General features: G+C 31.7%; 24 protein-coding genes and 3 tRNA genes. 6 read left to right on the top strand and 21 right to left on the bottom strand.

The window, feature by feature from the left end; genetic code table 11:
• Window positions 1-10: 10 nt before the first annotated feature.
• The 6 genes from TMEL_RS04865 to fliQ all read left to right on the top strand — a co-directional run bounded on the left by TMEL_RS04865 (window position 11) and on the right by fliQ (window position 4,218).
• Complete coding sequence (locus TMEL_RS04865) at window positions 11-2,035, top strand: chemotaxis protein CheA (protein ID WP_012057155.1); 2,025 nt, start codon at window positions 11-13, stop codon at window positions 2,033-2,035.
• 10 nt (window positions 2,036-2,045) lie between these two features.
• Window positions 2,046-2,501: a chemotaxis protein CheW gene (locus TMEL_RS04860; RefSeq protein ID WP_012057154.1), complete on the top strand. Its 456-nt coding sequence runs from the start codon at window positions 2,046-2,048 to the stop codon at window positions 2,499-2,501.
• A 4-nt stretch (window positions 2,502-2,505) separates the two neighbouring features.
• Entirely contained in the window at window positions 2,506-2,868 is a 363-nt protein-coding gene (gene cheY, locus TMEL_RS04855; RefSeq protein WP_012057153.1) for a chemotaxis protein CheY, read from the top strand.
• Window positions 2,869-2,930: 62 nt separating this feature from the next.
• Window positions 2,931-3,197, top strand: a complete 267-nt coding sequence (locus tag TMEL_RS04850; protein WP_012057152.1) for a flagellar biosynthetic protein FliO — start codon at window positions 2,931-2,933, stop codon at window positions 3,195-3,197.
• Window positions 3,194-3,949 (top strand): flagellar type III secretion system pore protein FliP, encoded by a 756-nt coding sequence (gene fliP, locus TMEL_RS04845; RefSeq protein WP_012057151.1) that lies wholly within the window; start codon window positions 3,194-3,196, stop codon window positions 3,947-3,949. Before TMEL_RS04850 ends, fliP begins: the two co-directional genes overlap by 4 nt.
• Window positions 3,950-3,951: 2 nt before the next feature.
• On the top strand, window positions 3,952-4,218 hold the full coding sequence (gene fliQ, locus TMEL_RS04840; protein WP_012057150.1) for a flagellar biosynthesis protein FliQ: 267 nt from the start codon (window positions 3,952-3,954) through the stop codon (window positions 4,216-4,218).
• On the opposite strand, the gene tmk is transcribed toward fliQ, so the two are convergent.
• The 21 genes from tmk to TMEL_RS04735 all read right to left on the bottom strand — a co-directional run bounded on the left by tmk (window position 4,207) and on the right by TMEL_RS04735 (window position 19,937).
• Complete coding sequence (tmk, locus tag TMEL_RS04835) at window positions 4,207-4,806, bottom strand: dTMP kinase (RefSeq protein WP_012057149.1); 600 nt, start codon at window positions 4,804-4,806, stop codon at window positions 4,207-4,209. The two genes, fliQ and tmk, sit on opposite strands and share 12 nt — an antisense overlap.
• Before the next feature lie 40 nt (window positions 4,807-4,846).
• The gene (gene rpsB, locus TMEL_RS04830; protein WP_012057148.1) at window positions 4,847-5,620 is read right to left on the bottom strand and encodes a 30S ribosomal protein S2; all 774 of its coding nucleotides are present in this window, start codon (window positions 5,618-5,620) and stop codon (window positions 4,847-4,849) included.
• A 93-nt stretch (window positions 5,621-5,713) separates the two neighbouring features.
• Window positions 5,714-6,070 carry a 50S ribosomal protein L20 gene (gene rplT, locus TMEL_RS04825; protein ID WP_012057147.1) on the bottom strand — a complete coding sequence of 119 codons (357 nt, stop codon included), beginning with the start codon at window positions 6,068-6,070 and terminating at the stop codon, window positions 5,714-5,716.
• Window positions 6,071-6,097: 27 nt separating this feature from the next.
• On the bottom strand, window positions 6,098-6,301 hold the full coding sequence (gene rpmI, locus TMEL_RS04820) for a 50S ribosomal protein L35 (RefSeq protein WP_041425997.1): 204 nt from the start codon (window positions 6,299-6,301) through the stop codon (window positions 6,098-6,100).
• Between the two features lie 11 nt (window positions 6,302-6,312).
• A complete protein-coding gene (gene infC, locus TMEL_RS04815) occupies window positions 6,313-6,807 on the bottom strand; it encodes a translation initiation factor IF-3 (protein WP_041425996.1) in 495 nt (164 codons plus the stop codon).
• 161 nt (window positions 6,808-6,968) lie between these two features.
• Window positions 6,969-7,044: transfer RNA gene (locus TMEL_RS04810), tRNA-Lys, on the bottom strand.
• A gap of 7 nt (window positions 7,045-7,051) precedes the next feature.
• A tRNA-Arg gene (locus TMEL_RS04805) sits at window positions 7,052-7,126 on the bottom strand.
• A gap of 3 nt (window positions 7,127-7,129) precedes the next feature.
• A tRNA-Glu gene (locus TMEL_RS04800) sits at window positions 7,130-7,204 on the bottom strand.
• 89 nt (window positions 7,205-7,293) lie between these two features.
• Window positions 7,294-8,706: a pyruvate kinase gene (gene pyk, locus TMEL_RS04795; protein WP_012057144.1), complete on the bottom strand. Its 1,413-nt coding sequence runs from the start codon at window positions 8,704-8,706 to the stop codon at window positions 7,294-7,296.
• A complete protein-coding gene (locus TMEL_RS04790) occupies window positions 8,663-9,940 on the bottom strand; it encodes a DUF5693 family protein (RefSeq protein ID WP_012057143.1) in 1,278 nt (425 codons plus the stop codon). The genes pyk and TMEL_RS04790 overlap by 44 nt, the downstream gene beginning before the upstream one ends.
• Window positions 9,903-11,120: a hypothetical protein gene (locus TMEL_RS04785; RefSeq protein WP_012057142.1), complete on the bottom strand. Its 1,218-nt coding sequence runs from the start codon at window positions 11,118-11,120 to the stop codon at window positions 9,903-9,905. Before TMEL_RS04785 ends, TMEL_RS04790 begins: the two co-directional genes overlap by 38 nt.
• 1 nt (window position 11,121) lies before the next feature.
• A complete protein-coding gene (locus TMEL_RS04780; protein ID WP_012057141.1) occupies window positions 11,122-12,003 on the bottom strand; it encodes an RluA family pseudouridine synthase in 882 nt (293 codons plus the stop codon).
• 84 nt (window positions 12,004-12,087) lie between these two features.
• On the bottom strand, window positions 12,088-13,287 hold the full coding sequence (locus TMEL_RS04775) for a hypothetical protein (RefSeq protein WP_012057140.1): 1,200 nt from the start codon (window positions 13,285-13,287) through the stop codon (window positions 12,088-12,090).
• Window positions 13,284-14,381: an alanyl-tRNA editing protein gene (locus TMEL_RS04770; RefSeq protein ID WP_041426199.1), complete on the bottom strand. Its 1,098-nt coding sequence runs from the start codon at window positions 14,379-14,381 to the stop codon at window positions 13,284-13,286. Before TMEL_RS04770 ends, TMEL_RS04775 begins: the two co-directional genes overlap by 4 nt.
• A gap of 8 nt (window positions 14,382-14,389) precedes the next feature.
• Entirely contained in the window at window positions 14,390-16,573 is a 2,184-nt protein-coding gene (locus tag TMEL_RS04765) for a POTRA domain-containing protein (protein ID WP_012057138.1), read from the bottom strand.
• Between the two features lie 2 nt (window positions 16,574-16,575).
• Entirely contained in the window at window positions 16,576-17,106 is a 531-nt protein-coding gene (locus TMEL_RS04760) for an ATP-binding protein (protein ID WP_012057137.1), read from the bottom strand.
• The gene (locus TMEL_RS04755) at window positions 17,094-17,792 is read right to left on the bottom strand and encodes a PHP-associated domain-containing protein (RefSeq protein WP_012057136.1); all 699 of its coding nucleotides are present in this window, start codon (window positions 17,790-17,792) and stop codon (window positions 17,094-17,096) included. The genes TMEL_RS04760 and TMEL_RS04755 overlap by 13 nt, the downstream gene beginning before the upstream one ends.
• Window positions 17,789-18,118 (bottom strand): DRTGG domain-containing protein, encoded by a 330-nt coding sequence (locus tag TMEL_RS04750; protein ID WP_012057135.1) that lies wholly within the window; start codon window positions 18,116-18,118, stop codon window positions 17,789-17,791. The genes TMEL_RS04755 and TMEL_RS04750 overlap by 4 nt, the downstream gene beginning before the upstream one ends.
• 13 nt (window positions 18,119-18,131) lie before the next feature.
• Window positions 18,132-18,611 carry a hypothetical protein gene (locus tag TMEL_RS04745; protein WP_012057134.1) on the bottom strand — a complete coding sequence of 160 codons (480 nt, stop codon included), beginning with the start codon at window positions 18,609-18,611 and terminating at the stop codon, window positions 18,132-18,134.
• 4 nt (window positions 18,612-18,615) lie between these two features.
• Window positions 18,616-19,185: a Holliday junction branch migration protein RuvA gene (gene ruvA / locus TMEL_RS04740; protein WP_012057133.1), complete on the bottom strand. Its 570-nt coding sequence runs from the start codon at window positions 19,183-19,185 to the stop codon at window positions 18,616-18,618.
• A complete protein-coding gene (locus TMEL_RS04735) occupies window positions 19,182-19,937 on the bottom strand; it encodes a TatD family hydrolase (protein WP_012057132.1) in 756 nt (251 codons plus the stop codon). Before TMEL_RS04735 ends, ruvA begins: the two co-directional genes overlap by 4 nt.
• Between the last annotated feature and the right edge of the window lie 70 nt (window positions 19,938-20,007).

Here is a 20,007-nt window from a genome sequence, read left to right as displayed (position 1 = left end):
GGTGACATATATGTCATTTGAAGAATATTTAAGTGTTTTTATTGACGAAGGTAGAGAGTACATACAACAACTAAATGATGCTCTTTTAGATCTAGAAAAAAATCCTGACGATATGGAATATATAAATATAGCTTTTAGGGCACTCCACACTTTGAAAGGTATGGCAGGAACTATGGGATTTGAAAACATGGCAAAATTGTGTCATAGAATGGAAAATTTCCTTGATTCAGCAAGATCTGGAAAGGTAAATATAGACTCAGATAAACTGGATTATCTGTTTAATGGTTTGGATTTAATAGAAAAGATGTTAGAAAAAATTTCAAAAGAAGGCTCCGAAGAAATAGAAGAAGATGTAAGTGGATTAGTTGAAATATTTGAAAAACTTGCACAAGGGGAAGTAGTAACATCGGAAAAAAAGCCAGGAAATGTTCAAAAAGCAGAGGAAAAAATAGAAGAAAAAGTGGAGAAGAAAGAAGAATCGGAAGATTATATATACGAAACTGATGAAGCATTAATTCACGTTGTAAAAGAAGCAAAGAAAAAAGGTTATGATCTTATATACAGCAAGGTAATCCTATCTGAAGGTGTCCAACTTAAATCTGCAAGGATGTACATGGTATTTCATGGAATAGAAGAACTTGGCGGAGAGGTTATAAAAAGTATACCAAGTGTTGAAGATATTGAAAATGAAAAATTTGATAGAGAAGTAGAATTGTATGTGCTTGCCAAAGTAGAACCTTTAAAATTACAGGAAAAACTTGCATCAGTTTCAGAAGTTGAAAAAGTTATAGTTAAAAAGGTAGACGTAAAAGAAAAAAAGAAAGAAATAAAACAAGAAAAAGCAGATGAAAGAAAAGAAGAAAAAGATACGAAGAAAAGGAAAATGAAAATCACGCAAACAGTAAGGGTAGATATTGAAAAACTAGATACTTTGATGAACCTTATGGGAGAGCTCGTTATTGCAAGAAGTAGAATAATGGATATCCTAAAGAAATACAACATTAAAGAAGTGGATGAATCACTTGCACAACTTAGTAGAATAACTCTTGATCTACAAAACATTGTTATGAAGGTAAGAATGGTTCCAATATCCTATGTATTTAACAGATTTCCAAGAATGGTTAGAGATATTTCAAAAAGTCTAGGAAAAGAAATTAATTTTGTAATGAAAGGTGAAGATACAGAATTAGATAGAACATTTGTCGAAGAAATAGGAGATCCTTTGGTACATTTAATTAGGAATGCAATAGATCATGGAATAGAAACCAAAGAGGAAAGAATCGCAAGGGGGAAACCCCCTGTGGGAACTTTGATTTTATCTGCAAGACACGAAGGGAATAATGTAGTTATTGAAGTAGAGGACGATGGAAAAGGATTAGACAGAGAAAAAATATTAAAAAAGGCAATTGAAAAGGGGTTAGTTGATGAAATAAAAGCTTCCAATTTACCAGATGAAAAGATATTTGAATTCTTATTTATGCCAGGTTTTTCAACTAAAGACCAAGTTAGCGAACTTTCCGGTAGAGGAGTAGGAATGGACGTTGTAAAAAACACCGTAGAATCACTCAACGGAACTGTTCACATAGAATCACAAAAAGGAATTGGGACAAAGGTTATAATCAAATTACCTTTAACCCTTGCAATTATACAAGCATTGCTTGTAAAAGTAAATAATTTAATATACGCAATCCCCATATCAGTTATAGACAGTACTTTGATTGTACTACCAAATGAAATTCAAATGGTGCAAAATAAAGAGGTAATTGTAAGAAGAGGAGAGGTAATTCCAATAATTAAACTTTGGGATGTTTTAAATCTAGAGCATAGCAACGAATTTGATGAACTAAACGTTGTAGTTGTAAAAGTAGCAAATAGAAAGTACGGAATTGCAGTCGATAGTTTAATAGGGCAGGAAGATATTGTTATTAAATCGCTAGGTAAATTGTTCACAGATGTCAAGGAATTCAGTGGCGGAGCAACATTAGGTGATGGAAGCATTGCATTAATAATTGACACCTTAAACTTGGTGGAGTGAGGTGAAAAAAATGAGTGTAGAAACAGAATTTGAGGTTTTAAGCTTTAATGTTTGTAATCAAGAAATGAGTTTTGATGTAGATTTTGTGGAAATAGTTATTGATAAAGATGAAATAACACCTGTCCCAAAATCAAAAGAAGTAATTGAAGGAGTAATTAACCTTAGAGGACGGATAATTCCAGTTGTAAACCTTAAAAAAATCTTAGGTGGTATTTGTCAAAACATTGATAGTGTGGAGTTTAGAAAAATAATAATTACAAAAATCAGGGATATTGAAGTTGGTTTTTTGGTAGAAAACGTTAAAGGAGTATTGAGAACGTCACATGAAGAAATAGATCAATCATTTAGGGATGTAGATACATATGGAAAAAAAGCTAAAGGTCTTATTAAAAAAGGTGAAAGACTTGTGGTATACTTAGATATTGAAGAAATTTTAAATGAAATAATTGGTATAGAGGAGGTATAAGACAATGGGAAAGAAGATTTTGGTGGTTGATGACGCAGCCTTTATGAGAATGATGTTAAAGGATATCATTACAAAAGCAGGACATGAAGTAGTAGGGGAAGCAGCCAACGGTAAAGAAGCTGTTGAAAAATACAAAGAATTAAAACCCGATATTGTTACAATGGATATAACTATGCCAGAAATGAACGGAATAGAAGCAATTAAGGAAATAAAAAAAATAGATCCAAATGCAACGATAATTGTATGTAGTGCTATGGGACAACAAGCTATGGTAATTGAAGCTATTCAAGCGGGGGCAAAGGATTTCATAGTAAAGCCATTCCAAGCGGCAAGGGTAATTGAAGCTATTCAAAAGGTTTCTGGATAGGGGGAAAAATTATTTCATCAATAGTTGGTTTTTCCATTTCTCTATTAATCTTTACCATTATAATGCTTGTTACATATCTTTTGGTAAAAAATAAAGCCCCCCGAAACATCGGGGGTCGTTTTGTTTCTGTAATTGAAAGAAAATTTATTACAAGAAATTCATATATAGTAATAGTAAGGATTGTGGATGAATATTACGCTCTCTTAGTAACGGAAAATGGTGGAGAAGTTATTAAAAAATTTGACTCTTTAGAATCTGGAGATTTTGAAACGAAAGATTTCAAGTTTGAATTTTTTAAGAACATAGTAAAAAAAGGTGAAAAAAAGTGAGAAAGATACTTATAATTTCCTTACTATTAGTTTCATTTTTGAGTTTTCCACAAGAAGAAATACCACTTCCTGGTATTTCTCTGCAAATAACTCCAAATCAACAACCAAGAGATTTAGTAAACACCCTTGAAATATTACTATTATTAACAGTCTTATCATTGGCTCCAAGCATCTTAATTTTGTTTACATCATTCACAAGAATTATAGTTGTATTTTCGTTCGTTAGAAATGCTCTTGGAACAAGACAAACTCCACCAAACCAAATTTTGATTGGATTAGCGTTGTTTTTAACATTTTTTATAATGCAGCCCGTGTGGAATGATATATATAACAACGCTATAACTCCATATTTAAATTCAGAAATAGGGTACGAGGAAATGTTTTCTAGAAGCATGGACAGACTGAGAACATTTATGTTAACGGAAATAAAAATACATCACAACGAAGATAACATCTACATACTAGCAGAAAATGTGAAAAAGCAAATCGACAACATAGAAGATACACCTAATTCTATTTTAATTCCTGCTTTTGTAATAGGAGAACTTGAAATAGGTTTCAAAATGGGGATCTTACTCTATATACCATTCATAGTAATGGATATGGTTGTTGCAAGTATTCTATTGTCCTTGGGAATGATAATGATTCCACCTGTTTTGGTTTCATTACCATTTAAAATACTATTATTCGTATTAGTTAACGGTTGGGACATATTAATAGGTAGTTTAATTAAAAGTTTTGGGGGAGGATAATATTGACTATAGAAGTCTTTTTAGATGTATTTGGTTTGGGAATAAAAACACTTCTTACGGTTATTCTACCACCTTTATTGATAAGTTTACTCGTTGGACTTTTAATAAGTATTTTTCAAGCCGCAACACAAATAAATGAACAAACTTTAACTTTTGCACCAAGAATAATAGTTCTATTCCTAACATTGCTATTTCTTGGTGGATGGATGATACAAACTTTGGTAGACTTAGCAAGAAATATCTTGGAAAAATACATGTCAATGATCTAACATAGTATCTATTATCCTTTTTATTTGAGAAAATACATAATCCACATCTTTTGTACCATCAATCACAAAAAAGTTTTTTCTACTTTTTGCAATATGGAGGTACGTAGTTCTTACCTTTTCTAAAAAGTCCTCTCCTTCTTTCTCAATTCTATCTTTTTCCTTTTCTTTCATTCTCCTTACCGCCATTTGAACGGGAATATCTATAAAAAACACAATATCTGGAAAAATCCCATTTGTTGCAAAAATATTTAATTTCTCAACTAAATCTTTTCCTAAATTTCTTGCTCCTCCCTGATATGCAATACTTGAATCTGAAAATCTATCCGCCAAAACAAAATATCCCTTTTCAATAGAAGGCCTTATAACCTCTTCAACTAATTGTGCTCGCGAGGCAAGAAACAATAAAAGTTCACTTCTTTTATTCATATTAAAGTTTAAAAGCAAATCTCTAATTTTTTCACCTAAAATAGTCCCGCCTGGTTCTCTAACTTTTATTACTTTTTTTCCTCTATTTATTAAATATTTCTCCAAAAGAACAAGTTGCGTACTTTTTCCAGAACCATCTATTCCTTCAAATGCTATAAACATACTAAATAACCTCCAAAAAAAGCCCCCAACTTTTGGGGGCTTATATTTCCTCACTTTCTTCCTCATCTTCAATATCAAAAATTTCCTCAGAATTTTCCTCTTTTTGTTCTTGGGGTTCTTCTTGGTATGAAACCCCCTCTTTTCCCTCAAGATATGCATCAGCTATCTTTGAAGTAATAAGTTGGATCGCCCTTATCGCATCATCATTTCCTGGAATAATATAATCAATTTCATCAGGATCACAGTTGGTATCAACTATCGAAACGGTTGGAATTTTTAACAAATTCGCTTCATACACTGCATTTCTTTCTTTTCTTGGATCAACAATATATATTACATCTGGTATTCTATCCATTTCTTTTAAACCACCAAGGTTTTTCCTTAGTTTATCCAAAATTCTTCTAAGTCTACTTTGCTCTTTCTTTGGAAGGTTATCAAATTCTCCATTGGCTTCCATTTCCTCAAGTTCAATTAATTTGTCAATTCTTTTTCTAATTGTTTGGAAATTTGTCAAAAGACCACCTAACCACCTGTGGTTTACGTAAAAAGCGCCACACCTTTCTGCTTCCTGTTTAATTACTTGTTGTGCTTGTTTTTTTGTTCCCACAAACAAGATCGTTCCACCTTCTGCTGCTTTATCTCTAACAAAGTTATACGCTTCTTCAAGAAGTTTTGACGTCTTTTGAAGATCTATTATATAGATACCTTTTCTAGCACCAAAAATGTATTCCTTCATTTTTGGATTCCATCTTTGTGTCCTATGTCCAAAATGTACTCCGGCTTCCAATAACTGTTTCATGGTAACAACCGCCACAAACGCCACCTCCTATTTGGTTTTACCTCCCCTTCCTTCAAACCCATCCGACCATTTCGGCACCGAGGTGGGAATCCAGAAGAGTGAGTGGTTTTATTTTCCAATTGCTTGTTTAGCAATATTCACATATTCTTTGAAAGATTCGGGATCATTAACAGCAAGTTCAGCCAACATCTTTCTATTAATATTAATTCCAGAAATCTTTAGACCGTGAATAAGTTCGTTGTATTTCAACCCTTCATTACGTGCTGCAATATTTATTCTTGTAATCCAAAGTTTTCTATAATCTCTTTTCTTGAGTTTTCTACCCACATACGCATGTTTTTTTGCCTTTATATATGCTTGTTTTGCTAGTCTGTATCTTCTACTTAATGCTCCACGATATCCTTTTACCGCTTTCATTATTTTTTTTCTTTTTTTCTTTGCATTAACTGCATTTTTTACACGCATCTCTATATCCTCCCTTCAAGTCCTTTTTTATTTTTTACCTAAAAGCCTCAAAACTCTATCTTTATCAACTGCGGAAACTTCTGTTTCTAACTTCAATTTTCTCAAAGTAGATCTTCTTTTTTTACCGGTTTTATGCCAAGCATATGCGTGTCTTCTAATAATCTTTCCGTTTTTTGTAACTCGAAATCTTTTTGCGGCAGATTTGTGAGTTTTCATCTTATTTTTTGCCATATTTTCCCTCCTCAATTTTTAGGTTTTAACATCATCCACATGTCTCTTCCTTCTAATTTTGGTTGCTTTTCTACAACTGCAATATCTCTTAAATCTTCTTTTATTCTATCTAGGATTTCTTTTCCTTTATCCGCAAAGGCAAGTTCTCTTCCCCTAAACATTATTACAACTCTTACTTTGTTTCCGGACTCAATAAACCTCTTTATATGTTTTACCTTAGTTTGATAATCATGTTCATCTATCTTTATTCTAAACTTCATCTGTTTAACTTCGATTATTTTTTGATTTTTCTTTGCTTTTTTCTCTTTCTTTGAAAGCTCATATTTATACTTTCCATAATCCATTATTTTAGCAACAGGTGGTTTTGCATTCGGAGCAACTAAAATAAGGTCTAGTTTTTGCGAGTAGGCAAGCTCAAGTGCCTTATCAATCGGCATTATTCCAAGTTGTTTTCCATCCTGCCCTACTACCCTTACCTCAGATGCCTTAATCTCTTCATTTTTTATAATCTTATCGATAATACATCCCTCCTAAAAAAATTATCGGCGAGTAAAAACGCCCGCCGACATATATTTTCCTTCTAACCTCAAATATAATTTCCTGCTCTATCTACCCCTTCGCACTTTTGCTTGGGGTGGGAAGCGGGCGCTTCCTCTTCAAAACATCCTGGTGGGCCGTGTGGGACTCGAACCCACAGCCCCCTGATTAAGAGTCAGGTGCTCTACCTGTTGAGCTAACGGCCCTCTTTCGTGGTGCCCCAGGGAGGAATCGAACCCCCATTTGCGGATTAGGAATCCGCCGTTCTATCCGTTGAACTACTGGGGCTTCTGGCAGCCCCACGGGGAATCGAACCCCGACCTTCGGACTGAGAATCCGATGGACTAGCCGTTATCCTATGGGGCCACACTTCACACTTAAATATATTAACACAAATGAATTAATTGTCAATACATATAGTATTTTTTAAAAATCTTTTACACATATATCACTTACTAAATAATTTCCTGAATTTGTAAAGTATTTGTTGTGCCTGGTTTCCCCCAAGGAATACCCGCAGTAATTATTACTCTATTCCCTTTCTTAGCCAAATCTAATTCTTTTGCTTTTTTCATTACTTCGTTAATCATTTCATCCGTGGAGAGAGTTTGGTTAATAAGTACAGGCATTACCCCCCATACAAGACTTAATTTGTATAGCGTAGAAACATTTGGAGTGGCAGCCATTATTGGAACACTTGGTCTTAATCTCGCAACGTTTATAGCCGTTCTACCAGTACCCGTTGCGGTTATTATAAGCCTGGCATCAACATCTTTTGATAAATTGTAAACCGCATGTGATATTGCCGCTTCTATATCCTCAGAAATATAATAGCTTCTTATCCATTCTAATTCTATAGATTCGTAATCAAGTATAAACTTTTCCGTATTTTGAGCAACCTCATTCATTACATTTACCGCCTCTATTGGATAATTTCCAATGGAAGTTTCCGCAGAAAGCATTATAGCATCTGTCCCATCAAGTATTGCATTGGCAATATCAGATACTTCTGCCCTTGTTGGTGTTGGTTTTTTTATCATACTTTCAAGCATTTGAGTTGCTGTAATAACTGGTTTTGCAAATCTATTTGCTATTTCAATAATCTGCTTTTGAACAATTGGAACCTTAGAAAGAGGTATTTCGACACCTAAATCTCCCCTTGCTACCATAACCCCATCTGATTCTAATATAATTTCTTGTAAATATTCCAAAGCTTGTGCTGTTTCAATTTTTGCAATAATTGGTATTCCATTACTTAAAGACTTTGCAAGTTTAACATCTTCTGGTTTTCTAACAAAAGAAAGTGCAATAAAATCTATATTCTCTTCTATAGCAAGTCTTATGAATTCCTTATCTTTTTCAGTTATTGCAGATATTGATAAATCAACACCTGGAAGGTTAACACCTCTATGGTGAGTTATTTTACCCCCTCTAACTACTTTGGCCTCTACTATATTATCTTTTGTTCCCAAAACCTCCAGTTCAATTGCACCATCATTAATCAAAACTTTATCCCCTTTTTTTACTTCAAATGGAAATCTCATGTAATTTACAGATAGGACTTTTTCATCTCCTAGTACATCTTCCGTTGTAATTTCAATGATACTATCTTCTTTTAATGTAATATATTCCTTTTTCAATTTTCCCGTCCTAATCTTTGGTCCTGACAAATCAATTAATATTGCAAAAACCGCATTTAATTTTTCCCTAAGTTTCTTTAACCTTTTAATTCTAATTCTGTGTGTTTCTAAATCATCATGAGAAGAATTTAATCTAAATACATTAACTCCTGCTTTAATAAGTTTTTCAAGCATTTCCTCAGATTCAGTAGCTGGCCCTATTGTGGATACTATTCGCGTTTTTCTCATTTAAAACACTCCTTTCCAATCTAATGATAGAAAAAATCGCAAAGAAAACGATAAGGGAAACACATAGTGTTATCAATTCTCTGTAGGCATTTATAAACATTGGAGCTCTAATATGGCAAAAAGTATTGAAAGTAGATATAAGTGCGATACTTCCTAACAACTGAAACACTTTCTTATAAAACATATTATCAACATATGTAGATAAGAATAAAAACGGATAAAATAATAATTCCTTTGTCCTAGGTCTTATTATAAAAACATTTTCCAACACTTCCCTTATATGCCTTTCAAAATTTAACACAAATCCATAATTTCCACTTCTAATTATATAATACATTCCAAAAATAGTGAATATAGGCAAAAATACCTTAATATGTTTCTTAAACTCACTCTTTTGAGTTATAACTAACTCTGTCAACAAAATTGCAGGAAGTAGAATTAAAGATAATTTCACGCCACGATATACATTTATGTTATTTAAATGTTCGAAATCATATAACGATAGATTGGTAAATATACCTAGAGAATAGTAAGAAAAAAATCGCAATATATTATTATTTAACCTCTTAAAGATAAAAATTGTCCCAACAATACTCACTGCAGAAACAAAATAACTATATGAAAAATAAAGTAAAGGGATCAAAAAAAGCACATATGGAAAAAAATGAAAGACAAACACAACTAGTATTATTAAATAGACATACTTTAATTTTTCTAATTTTGGAATATAAGAAATTGGTTCAGAAATTCCAAAATATTTTTCAAATGTACTCGCAACTTTCATTGTTAAAGGGGTTTTCGGTAAAACAATGAGATCTATGCTTCTTTCAATTACAGAACGCCAAAGTCTTCTAAAAAGTGTATCTTTGTTATAATTTTCCAACTCTTCCGGTTTTATATAATGCACGTTTATTACATTATCTAAATTTTCCGCAAAGCTTTGTGCAACATAATATGACATATTAAATTCCAATATCCCAAATTTTTTACCTTTCAGTTCATCTACATCCATTACAATTTCAGTTGCGTCTTTTAATATAACATACTTTGCATCTTTAGGTGGTAATATTTTTCCATCAAAAAAATATACTTCTTTTGAATCTTCAAAAACAACTTTTACTCCCATAAACGTAAGATCAGGAAGCAACCTAAAAAAAACAGAAACCAACGCTAGAATTATAAACCACGGTAATATCTTATTTAAAAATGTTGATGACAAAATTCCTATCTTCATATATCCTCCTTTTTTGATTAGGATTGATCCATGACCTAATAAAAGGAGATTTTATCATTATTCCACCTATATTAAACCATCTTTTTTGATCAAAAAATTCAAGTGAATTTTTCATATTATCATAAACCCAAATTGTTTTAAATTTCAACGAATTATTTTTCAACGTATCTTCACAATAAATCGCCAATATATTTTTTCCAAAATTAAACCTTAAAATAGTACCATTTTTTTCTTCATTGTTTACCTTTACAATAGTCTTTGTTTTATTGTAATCATAACACTTTACCTTCAATTCGTAATAATTGTTAAACAACCTATTTATACCTAACTCAATCTTTGGAGCTAATGTGTCGTTTACAAATATCGTCGTAATAGTGGCATCTAAAGGAGTTATCTGATAAAAATTTTTATTTCCAATAAACGTTAATTTTCCAAATTCTGTTTGAGAGTAATATTCTTCCTTTTTTTCTATAAAAGTAACCCTGGACTTTGGAATAAATATCAATTTTGTCAAAGAAGATTCATTATCAAGAGCATCTTTTGCATAAACAAAAATAGTATGCGTTCCTGGAGGCAAAAAAGATAATGATAAAGATAACTCACCATCTAAGTAAACTTTTGTTTGAACTTTTCCTATATCCTCAACATTTACCATATAAAAACCGAAATCTGGAAAAGAAAACGTAATTATGTTTATCTTTGGAGGTTGCGGGGTAATAGTATACTCTCCAAGATAAAATTCCAAATCGGAAAGTTCAAATTTTCTTACAAATAATCTGAGATATTCTTCAACTTTTTCTTTAGGCGTTATTTTTTTTACAACTATCTTATCTCCGTAAACTTCAATTGGAAATTCATCAATTACAAATTGAAGGTCTTTGGAAAGTTCATACATAGTTTTCAACGTATCAAAAACATCCCTGGATACCTTTATGGTGCCACTCTCACCAACTGTTTGTCCATCCCCTAATACAAGTAGATCTCCTGGAATACTTACACCTTCCACATTGGGACTTCTAAAGTATGTTACCACTTTTCCCCTGAATGGATTAGCTTTTCCAAAAAAGGAATAAATTTTACCATTTAATATAATGGTATTGTCAAATGTATTAATATATATTTTCTCAGAAAGCAAAAAAGAAGCAAATAAAACAATGACAATGGATATAATTTTTTTCAATCTATTCCTCCATTTTCAAATTTTTCAATACGTCTTTTAAATCGTTTGGCAGCGGAGCATTGATCCTGATTTCTTTATCATTGTAGTAAAGTAACATCATACTGCAGTGTAAAAAATATCTTTTTAAAGCGTATTTTTGCTTAAACTTTCTGTTTAATTTTTTATCTCCATATAGATCATCACCTATAACTGGATGACCTATTAAACTCAAATGTTTTCTTATTTGATGTTTTCTTCCTGTTTTTATCTGCACCCTAAGTAAAGAAAAATACCCCAAACCACTTTTAAATTGTTTTTGCTTTTCATATATTGTAACTGCATTTTTTCCATCAAGTGGAATTTTAATTACTTCACTTTTTTTCATTTCCCCCACACATAAAGTAGTGTATACCTTTTCAACTGCTCTGGAAGAAATTATTTCATTTAATTCTCTTGCAGTATTAACGTTCTTTGCTACAACAAAAACCCCTGAGGTATGCTTATCCAATCTATGAACAAGGTAAGGTGTAAAGTTATGCTCTTTTCCATAGTACATTAATCCTTCAATCAATGTGGCTATATGCGTTCCTTTTCCCGGATGTATAGGTATACCCGCAGGTTTATTAATTATCAACAAATTTTCATCTTCATACAGAATTTCAAAATCCATCTTTATGGGAATTATTTGATTATTCTTTTCCCTGTTATATTTTGTAGTTTCTTCTTTAATTTCTATTTCATCACCTATCTCCAATCTAAAAGATGGTTCTTTTACTCTCTTTCCATTAACTAGAACCTTTCCTTTTCTTATAATCTTATATATAGCACTTAAAGGCATATTTTGAAGTTGTTTTCTAAGAAATTTATCTAGTCTTGAATAGTAATTGTTTTCGTTAACTATCATAACTACACCTCTTTTTCGAATTCTACATCACTATTATAACATTAAAAGAAAATTAAAAATCCCCCAATTGGGGGATTTGAATTATTATTTTAACATACCTTCAAATACAATTTTTTCATCTTTTATGTAGGTATACCCCTTTAAATATGCTTCGGTATCTATTCCTATAAAGTTAAATATAGTGGGGCTTAAATTTAAAAATAATCCAAATATATATTCATCACTGTAATTTTGTTCTATAAAACACCTATCACCAGGAACGTATTGATCGGGTCTTACTCCATAAAAAACAGCTTTATCGTCGGATAATTTCACATATAATACAGGTGTGCCTTCTTCCGTGTATTCAACACCATATTTTTCCCCATTTACATTCTCAAATTTACTTATTTCTAAATCTTCCCATGTTAAATCCTTATAATACACTACACCGTAAAATGGAATACTAGATTGCTCCATTCCAGAAAGAGAATTTAATATAACATCGGATATATTTGCTGATAGATAAAATGTTCCGCTAAAGTTATCTAACAATTCACTTAACTCTCTCAAAAATTCATCAGAAATATTAGTAAAAATACTCATCAAAGTATCTGGTATTTTTCTATTCATAAACAAAAATAAATCTCCGCCAATATTCTTATCTGCTAGTATATCTTTTCCTTTTTGTTCACTCACATCTAACACAAAATCTTTTGTTTTTTTATCCATTGGAATTTCCTCATTATGAAATACCAAGGTATTTCCCTCAAGCTTTACATAACCAAATCCTTCCATTTTTATATCATCATTCAAGTTCATATAACTTACTGCTAAATATCCTTTATCGATATTTTGTTTAACTTTTTCAGGTAATTTACCACCAAACGGTAAGTTTGAAAAGATAAAATAACCATCCTTTACCATAATATCACTTGGGAATGGCTGGCCAGAAAATGTTTCAAAAATTTCTTTTATCTTTTCAGGATTTTTTGACGGCCCAATGGCAATAACAGCACTCCCATCCACAGTTGCTGCAATCAACAATTCGTTAAATAAATCCACATCATCTAACGTATAGTTTTTGACCATCAACTGCTGTTCCAAAACCCCAAAAATCATCTGTTCAAAACCAATTTGATTTACAAAAATATCCACACTATTGGTTTTTTTTGCTGCATCATACAATTCTGACAAATTTGGAACATAAATCAAAGAGTTAAAATCTTGTGGCAAAAACTGAAAAATATTTGCAAAGCCAAACAAAGAAATAACCACTCCTAGAACAATTAAAAATCTTTTCATACTAACACCTCCAACAACCTATTAAAATCAATATCACTTACATAATTTCCTTTAACTTTGCTTCCTCCACCACTTCCACCGTAAATGTTTTTCAGTTGTTCTATAATTTTCTTAACGTTATATCCACCAGTAGAAGTAAAATTATAACTTCTACCATCATACAACACCAATAAAGCCCCTTCTTTATCAAAATATTTAGGTATATACCTTAAAATATTTCTTTCACCTTCAAGGTAATACACATTCCCTTTTTTCTTTAATTCTTTCACTTTGTACTTTGCAAGTTCAGAAGATAATTTATCAACTTTTGTTGCACACATTTTTAACTCATCTAATGTCTTTGAAACCTTCTCTTCAATTTCAGAAATCGAACTAGTTAAGGTCTTCGAAATATTTCTTAAAATATTATTATATTTCCAGAAATATTTTAAAGCTAAGCTAGAAGCTACAAAATAAAGTCTTGTTAGATTTCCCTTTATCTTTTCTTGTTTCAACACCTTAATTACACCAATTTCTCCGGTATTTTTCACATGAAAGCCCCCACATGGAGAATAGTCAAATTCTCCTATTTTAATAATTCTTACTTTTCCCTCAACTTTTTCACTTAACGGTTTTCTTAATTTAAATCTACCAACATCTTCCCTATCAACCAATACCTCTTCTACATTAATACACCTTTTTACAACATCATTTGAAAGTTCCTCCGCTTCCTTTAACACCATATCGTTCACAAACGGAACATCCAAATCTACAGTGGTGTATTCAAACCCCATTCTAAAGCCTACAGTATTTATTTCCGCGATTTCATGTAAAGCCGCAGATAAAATATGCTGAGCTGTATGGTGAGCTTTTACAAAATTTCTATGTTCTTCATCAATCTCTATTTCATAACTTCCCTCTTCTATCTCCCTATCAATCTCATGATATATTTTTCCATCCTTTTCAAACACTCTCAAAACCCTTGAATTGCCAATATATCCTCTATCACCTAGCTGTCCTCCTTTGTAATCCACATAAAAAGGGCTATTTGAACTAATAGCATAATATCTATCACCTTCTTTTTCTACTTTTTCAACAAAGACTTCCAAAAACATTCCCTCCTTTAGAATGTTTTTCCCATTAAAAAGAAGAAATTCCAATTATTTTCATAATACGCCTCTCCAACCCTTATTAAACCTAAGAACGGGAGATTAAGTCCTAACTCAACTCCTACAGACCATTTTAACATATCAAATGTGTATTCATCACCAACAAAAGCAAAATCTCCAAAACCTGCAATATAGAATGGATAATTACTATTCTTATCAACATATCTTATATCGTTATTCATCAAAAATGTCATATTTCCCTCTAACGTAGCACCTCTCAAACTATTCAATCCAGATAGATAATTGTGTATCTTTGTACCTTCATATTGGAAAAGTTGTGATGCGAAAAATCTTGACGCAAGTGTAAAATCACCAAATGGTATATGCAAAGACAGTTCTTCTTGGAATTTATCCGCAACAGGTGCATTGCCTAAAATTTTAAAATACTTCTGTCCAATTAATCCAAAATACCAACCCTCAGTTGGTATTACCAAATCATCAAGAGTTTCGAACGTATAACCTGCTAATACATTTCCTCCCAAGTACTCTTCTTCTGTATTAAAATATATCATCTTATAATCCATTCCAAAACCAAAAGTAAACGAATTGTTATTTATCTTTAAGGATGACAACGTAATGTCAAATCCAAAGTTATTAGTCACAGTAGCATCATCCGTCAAAGTTGATGCCTCTGTTATGTATGAATAATTTAAACTTCCACCAAAAATTACCGGCATTGCAAACGGTTTTCTTATTGAATAATTAAAACTTACCGATTTATTTGAAACCCCCAAAAAAAGACTTAAACCAATTGATTGCCCCAATCCAAAAGGATTAACTGTCTTAAGTTGAAGTTGTCCTGCAAGTCCTTCATACCAAGGTTTTCCTTCGCCAGGAGGCCCCCATGTCCCACCACCTATAAAATTAAACTTTTTTACCTTTTCTTCAAGTTTTAACTTTACATCTAAAACATCTGTTGCAGCTGGGGTAATATCAAAATCTATTCCATCAAAAAATTGTGTTTTGTAAATTTCCACATATGTATTTCTAAGTTCATCCCTATTTGCATAACCTCCAGGTTTTATAGATATTAAATCATCAAAAGTATAAGGTTTTGTTTGTTCCAAACCTTCAATTTCCACATCACCAAATTTATATTCTGTTACATGTATTAAAAATTCTTCATCTCTTATTTCCGGTTTTACACTTACTATGTAATTTTTCTCGTCATACCAACTTTTTACCTTTTGCAATGTGTTTAATAAATCTAAATTTGTTACAGTACCAGAAAGTGTTACATCAGAAAAATCGTTTAGAGTGTTGCCCAAAACTTCAACACCTTTAATAAATTTTTGATCCTTTTGATCTTTTAAAAGTTTATTTTGTACAATTACAATACTTAACTTTTTCGATGGTTTTTCACCATTTACATCTAATATTTGGATATTGGAATATGGTGAAAAATAAACATATTTTCCAAATTCTTGAAAAATTCTTTGTAAATCTGCCATTTTTGGATAATATGATTTTTCATTATCGAAAAGCCTCAAAAACCAATTTTTTTCTAAATAATCTTTATACTCTTTCAAATTTGCATCTTTTTTAATTTTTGACAATATCTCTTCTAATCCTTCTACTTCACCACTAAATTCAACACTGTAGAGTGCGTATTCAATAACTTTAAACGTCACTTCTGTAGCATCAATTGTACCTGTAACATAAATAAATCCCTGATCCTTGTTTTTTGAAAAAACATTGGAAACTATATATCCTTCATCTTCATAAATTTTAGAAATATTAAGTATACTCTCTCTAAATTTCATGAAGCTAAATGGTTTACCTTCCAACAATGTTATTGATGCATTAAGTGTATCTTTGGAAACCAACTCTACACCATTTATCTCTAGATTTACTTTTTCAACCTTTTTGTTTTCCAAAACATCTATTACAAGCTCAATTCCCTTTTCACTTTCAATCTTTGACCACTCAACACTTGAAAAATAACCTGTTCCTTTTAAATTTCTAATAATATCGGCTATTGCATAATCGTTAATGTCCTTTCCTAAATAACTTGCATATGCAAATTCCAAATCATTTTCTTTTAAAAGATTTAACCCATTAATAGTTACTTTTTCTAAAATTGCACCAAATGATAACAAAAATATCCCCAAAAAAAACAAGACAAAATACTTTTTCATATCTATGCCTCCTTACCTTCTAATTCTAATATCATTTCCTTTAAAATCTTAATCTTACCTGGAGAATTTAAATCACCTAAATATTCCTTTACAACTTGCGAAGAAATTTCATAGCAATCTTTTCCCCTGCATCTTTTGATTTTTAAATTTACATTTTCGTTCATTAAAAGTGACAAAAAAACAGTAATTAAATCTCCCACAGGCTGGCAATCTATATGTTCCTTAATAAATGTTGCCTTCACAGTTGTTCCTTCTCCTAACTTAGTTTTTATATCAACACTTCCTCCTGTCATCTCTACAGCTTGTTTTAAAAATGGTAATCCTAAACCAAATCTTCTTATCTTTTTATCCCTAGATGTATAAAAAGGATCGAAGACCTCATTTAAATCCTTAATACCAGGTCCATCATCTCTTACAACAAAGGTAAACTCCTTGTCTGTTTCGTAAATCTCTAAAATAACATTTTTTGCTCCTGCTTTTATGGAGTTTTCCGTAATATCCTGCACATGATCTGCAATTGTTAGAAGTCCCAAATCGTCTTTACCCTCCCACTAATAATTGCCCCTAAAACACTATTTACATCTTTCTTTTCCACATCAATTATACTATATCTTACACCTATTTGCTCCAAAAAATGTGCATCAGATGAAGAAAGAGCTATATATCCATTTTTTCTTGCGGTGTTTAGCTCTTCTTTGTTTGTAACTTCGCAAATCTTTACTGGTAAATTGGGAAAGATACCCAATTGATATAACACACCAAATTTTCTTCCAATATGTGCATATACCGGTAATCCTCCATACTTTTGAATTATATCAACAACCTCTTCAAGGGAAAGCTCGGTGGGAAAACCAAGCGCGGATTTTTCCATCTTTAAGAAATTATCATTCTCATCCACGTATATTTGATATCCAAATTTTTCTGGATCGTAAAAAATTTTTGGAAGGTAATCCTTTAAAATTAGGGAAAGTCTTTCCAAATTACTAATACTTAGAAAATAGCCTAAAATGTGTATATCTTCAACTGTTTGAATTTCTATACCTGGAATAACAAGTTTCCCTTTTCTCTCAAAGAGATTTTTAAAAGCCCGTACGTTACCTCCACTGTTATGATCACAAATTGCTATAACATCTGGAGATCTATTAAATACTTCCCCAGGAACCATTGTAATTTCAGCACACGGAGATAACGAAGAATGTATGTGAAGGTCTGCCTTCATCTTATCCCCAGAGTGTAAATTTTCCCTGAAACTGTGTACGCATCATCCTTTGCTTTTAAAAGACATATTCCTTCTTCCTTTGCTTTTTCAATAACATCATTTGAAAAATTCATATCCTCACACAAAACAATTGCTTTTATTCCTGACATTGCAGCAACAGCTATTATATTCAAATGATTTTGAACCGTAATCCAGATCGATCCGCTTTTTGCATTTTTCATAACCATGCTCAATAAATCCCCAGTATATGCGTGAACTATTTCACAATCATCTTTAAAAAAAACGGCTTCTGCATCAATTGCACCGATTATTTTTGAAAGTTTCATAAAAATCCCCCTTTTACGCTATATTATCGAACAATATACCCAACAGATATTTTGGAATAGCCATTCCAAACATTAATGCATTCTTGGCTATTTCAAGTAATAATATTTGCCTTTTTAATTCTTCCTTTTTCACAGGATCTGTTTCAACCTTCATCTTCATCTCAATTTCTCTAATTTTATCACTTATATGCCTTGTATCAACAGGTTGTCCTTTACTATTTTCCTTCTTTCCAGGAATATACATCCAAACCTTGGTTTTTCCGGCAACAGCAGCTAAAAATGACCCTCTTTTTCTGAGGTCCAAATATATACCCCCAGAAATTATAAACCCACCTTCTTTTTCCGCTTTTCTCTTAAACGCATAGTAATTACTTAATTCTTGGTTTAATACCCTTAAAACACTTCTGCTTGCAGGTGCACTATGCGAAAGGCCCGGTTCTCCAGGATCCAATTTGTAACCCAAAATAGGATTAGATATAGTCGAAACTTTCATAATATCACCTGCTTAAAAATTTCAAAGCCTTTTTAATTATATCATCTAAACTGTCATCCTTTTTTAAAATTTGAGTGACAGCTTTTTTCGATTGATTTCTGCTAAATCCCAGCGTAACTAATGCTTCTATTGCCTCTAAAATCTTTTTATCCTTTTCCGTTAAAGTTACATCAAATTCTTTCATAGAATCTTTTAGTTCTAATATAATCCTTTCTGCTGTTTTTGGACCTATTCCTGGAAGTGTAGATAATGTTTTAACATCTTCATTTACAATAGCACTTACAATATATGAAACATCACTTGAAGTAATTATTTTTAGAGCACTCTTTGGGCCTAGTTTGTTAACCAAAATAAGTTTCTCAAATAACTTTAGTTTCAAAACATCTGAAAAACCGTATAAACTTATTTCATCGTCATTTACAATCATCTTTGTAAATACTTTTATTTTTTCATTCAAAAAATCTTCGAAATAACCTGTATCGCCAACTACTATCTCATATACAATTTCATTCACATTTAAATACAATTTTCCATTTTCGATGTCTTCCAATACACCATACATTGCATAGATCACAATTTCACCTCAAATAGTTCTGCCGCATTTTTCACTAATGTTTCCGCTACATCATTATCTAAAATCCTATTTATCTCTTCCACTACGTATTTTACATATGAAGGCTCATTTCTCTTACCTCTAAATGGTTGTGGCGGAAGGTATGGGCAATCAGTTTCCGTTACTATATTTTCCTCTCCTACTAATCTGACCACATTTCTGAGATTTTCGTTCTTTTTATATGTAACAGGACCCCCTATTCCAAGCATAAAGCCCAATTTCACAAACTTTAACGCATATTCTTTATCACCACTAAATGCGTGAATAACTCCCTTAAAATGGCCAATCATCTCAATAATATTATATGCATCTTCATAAGCATCTCTTATATGCACAATTACAGGTAAATCTAATTCTTTGGCAAGTATCAATTGTTCTGTAAACACCTTTTGTTGAACTTCCACTGGTGAAATGTTTCTATAATAATCTAAACCTATTTCACCAATTGCAACTACTTTGAAATTTTGTGCGAGATTATTTAACTTCTCTAAATATTTTTTTGGTACATCTTTACTATCGTGGGGATGAACTCCAACAGTTGCATATATTTTATTATACTTTCTTGCAAGCTCTATACAAGACACACTATCTTTTAGGTTAGTAGCAACGTTAACAACAAACAAAATTCCATCATCTTTAAATTTTTTAATTACTTCTTCTCTATCTTTATTAAAATGTTTCATATGAAGATGTGCATGTGTATCTACTATCATAAACTATCACCTCAAGATTATTATACAACAAAACAGACATAAATAAAAAGTCTCGGACTAGCCGAGACTT

The sequence above is a fragment of the Thermosipho melanesiensis BI429 genome, assembly GCF_000016905.1.
GTDB lineage: Bacteria > Thermotogota > Thermotogae > Thermotogales > Fervidobacteriaceae > Thermosipho > Thermosipho melanesiensis.
The sequence above is the reverse complement of the archived record's forward strand: the minus strand, read 5'-3'. Positions and strand labels throughout refer to the sequence as shown.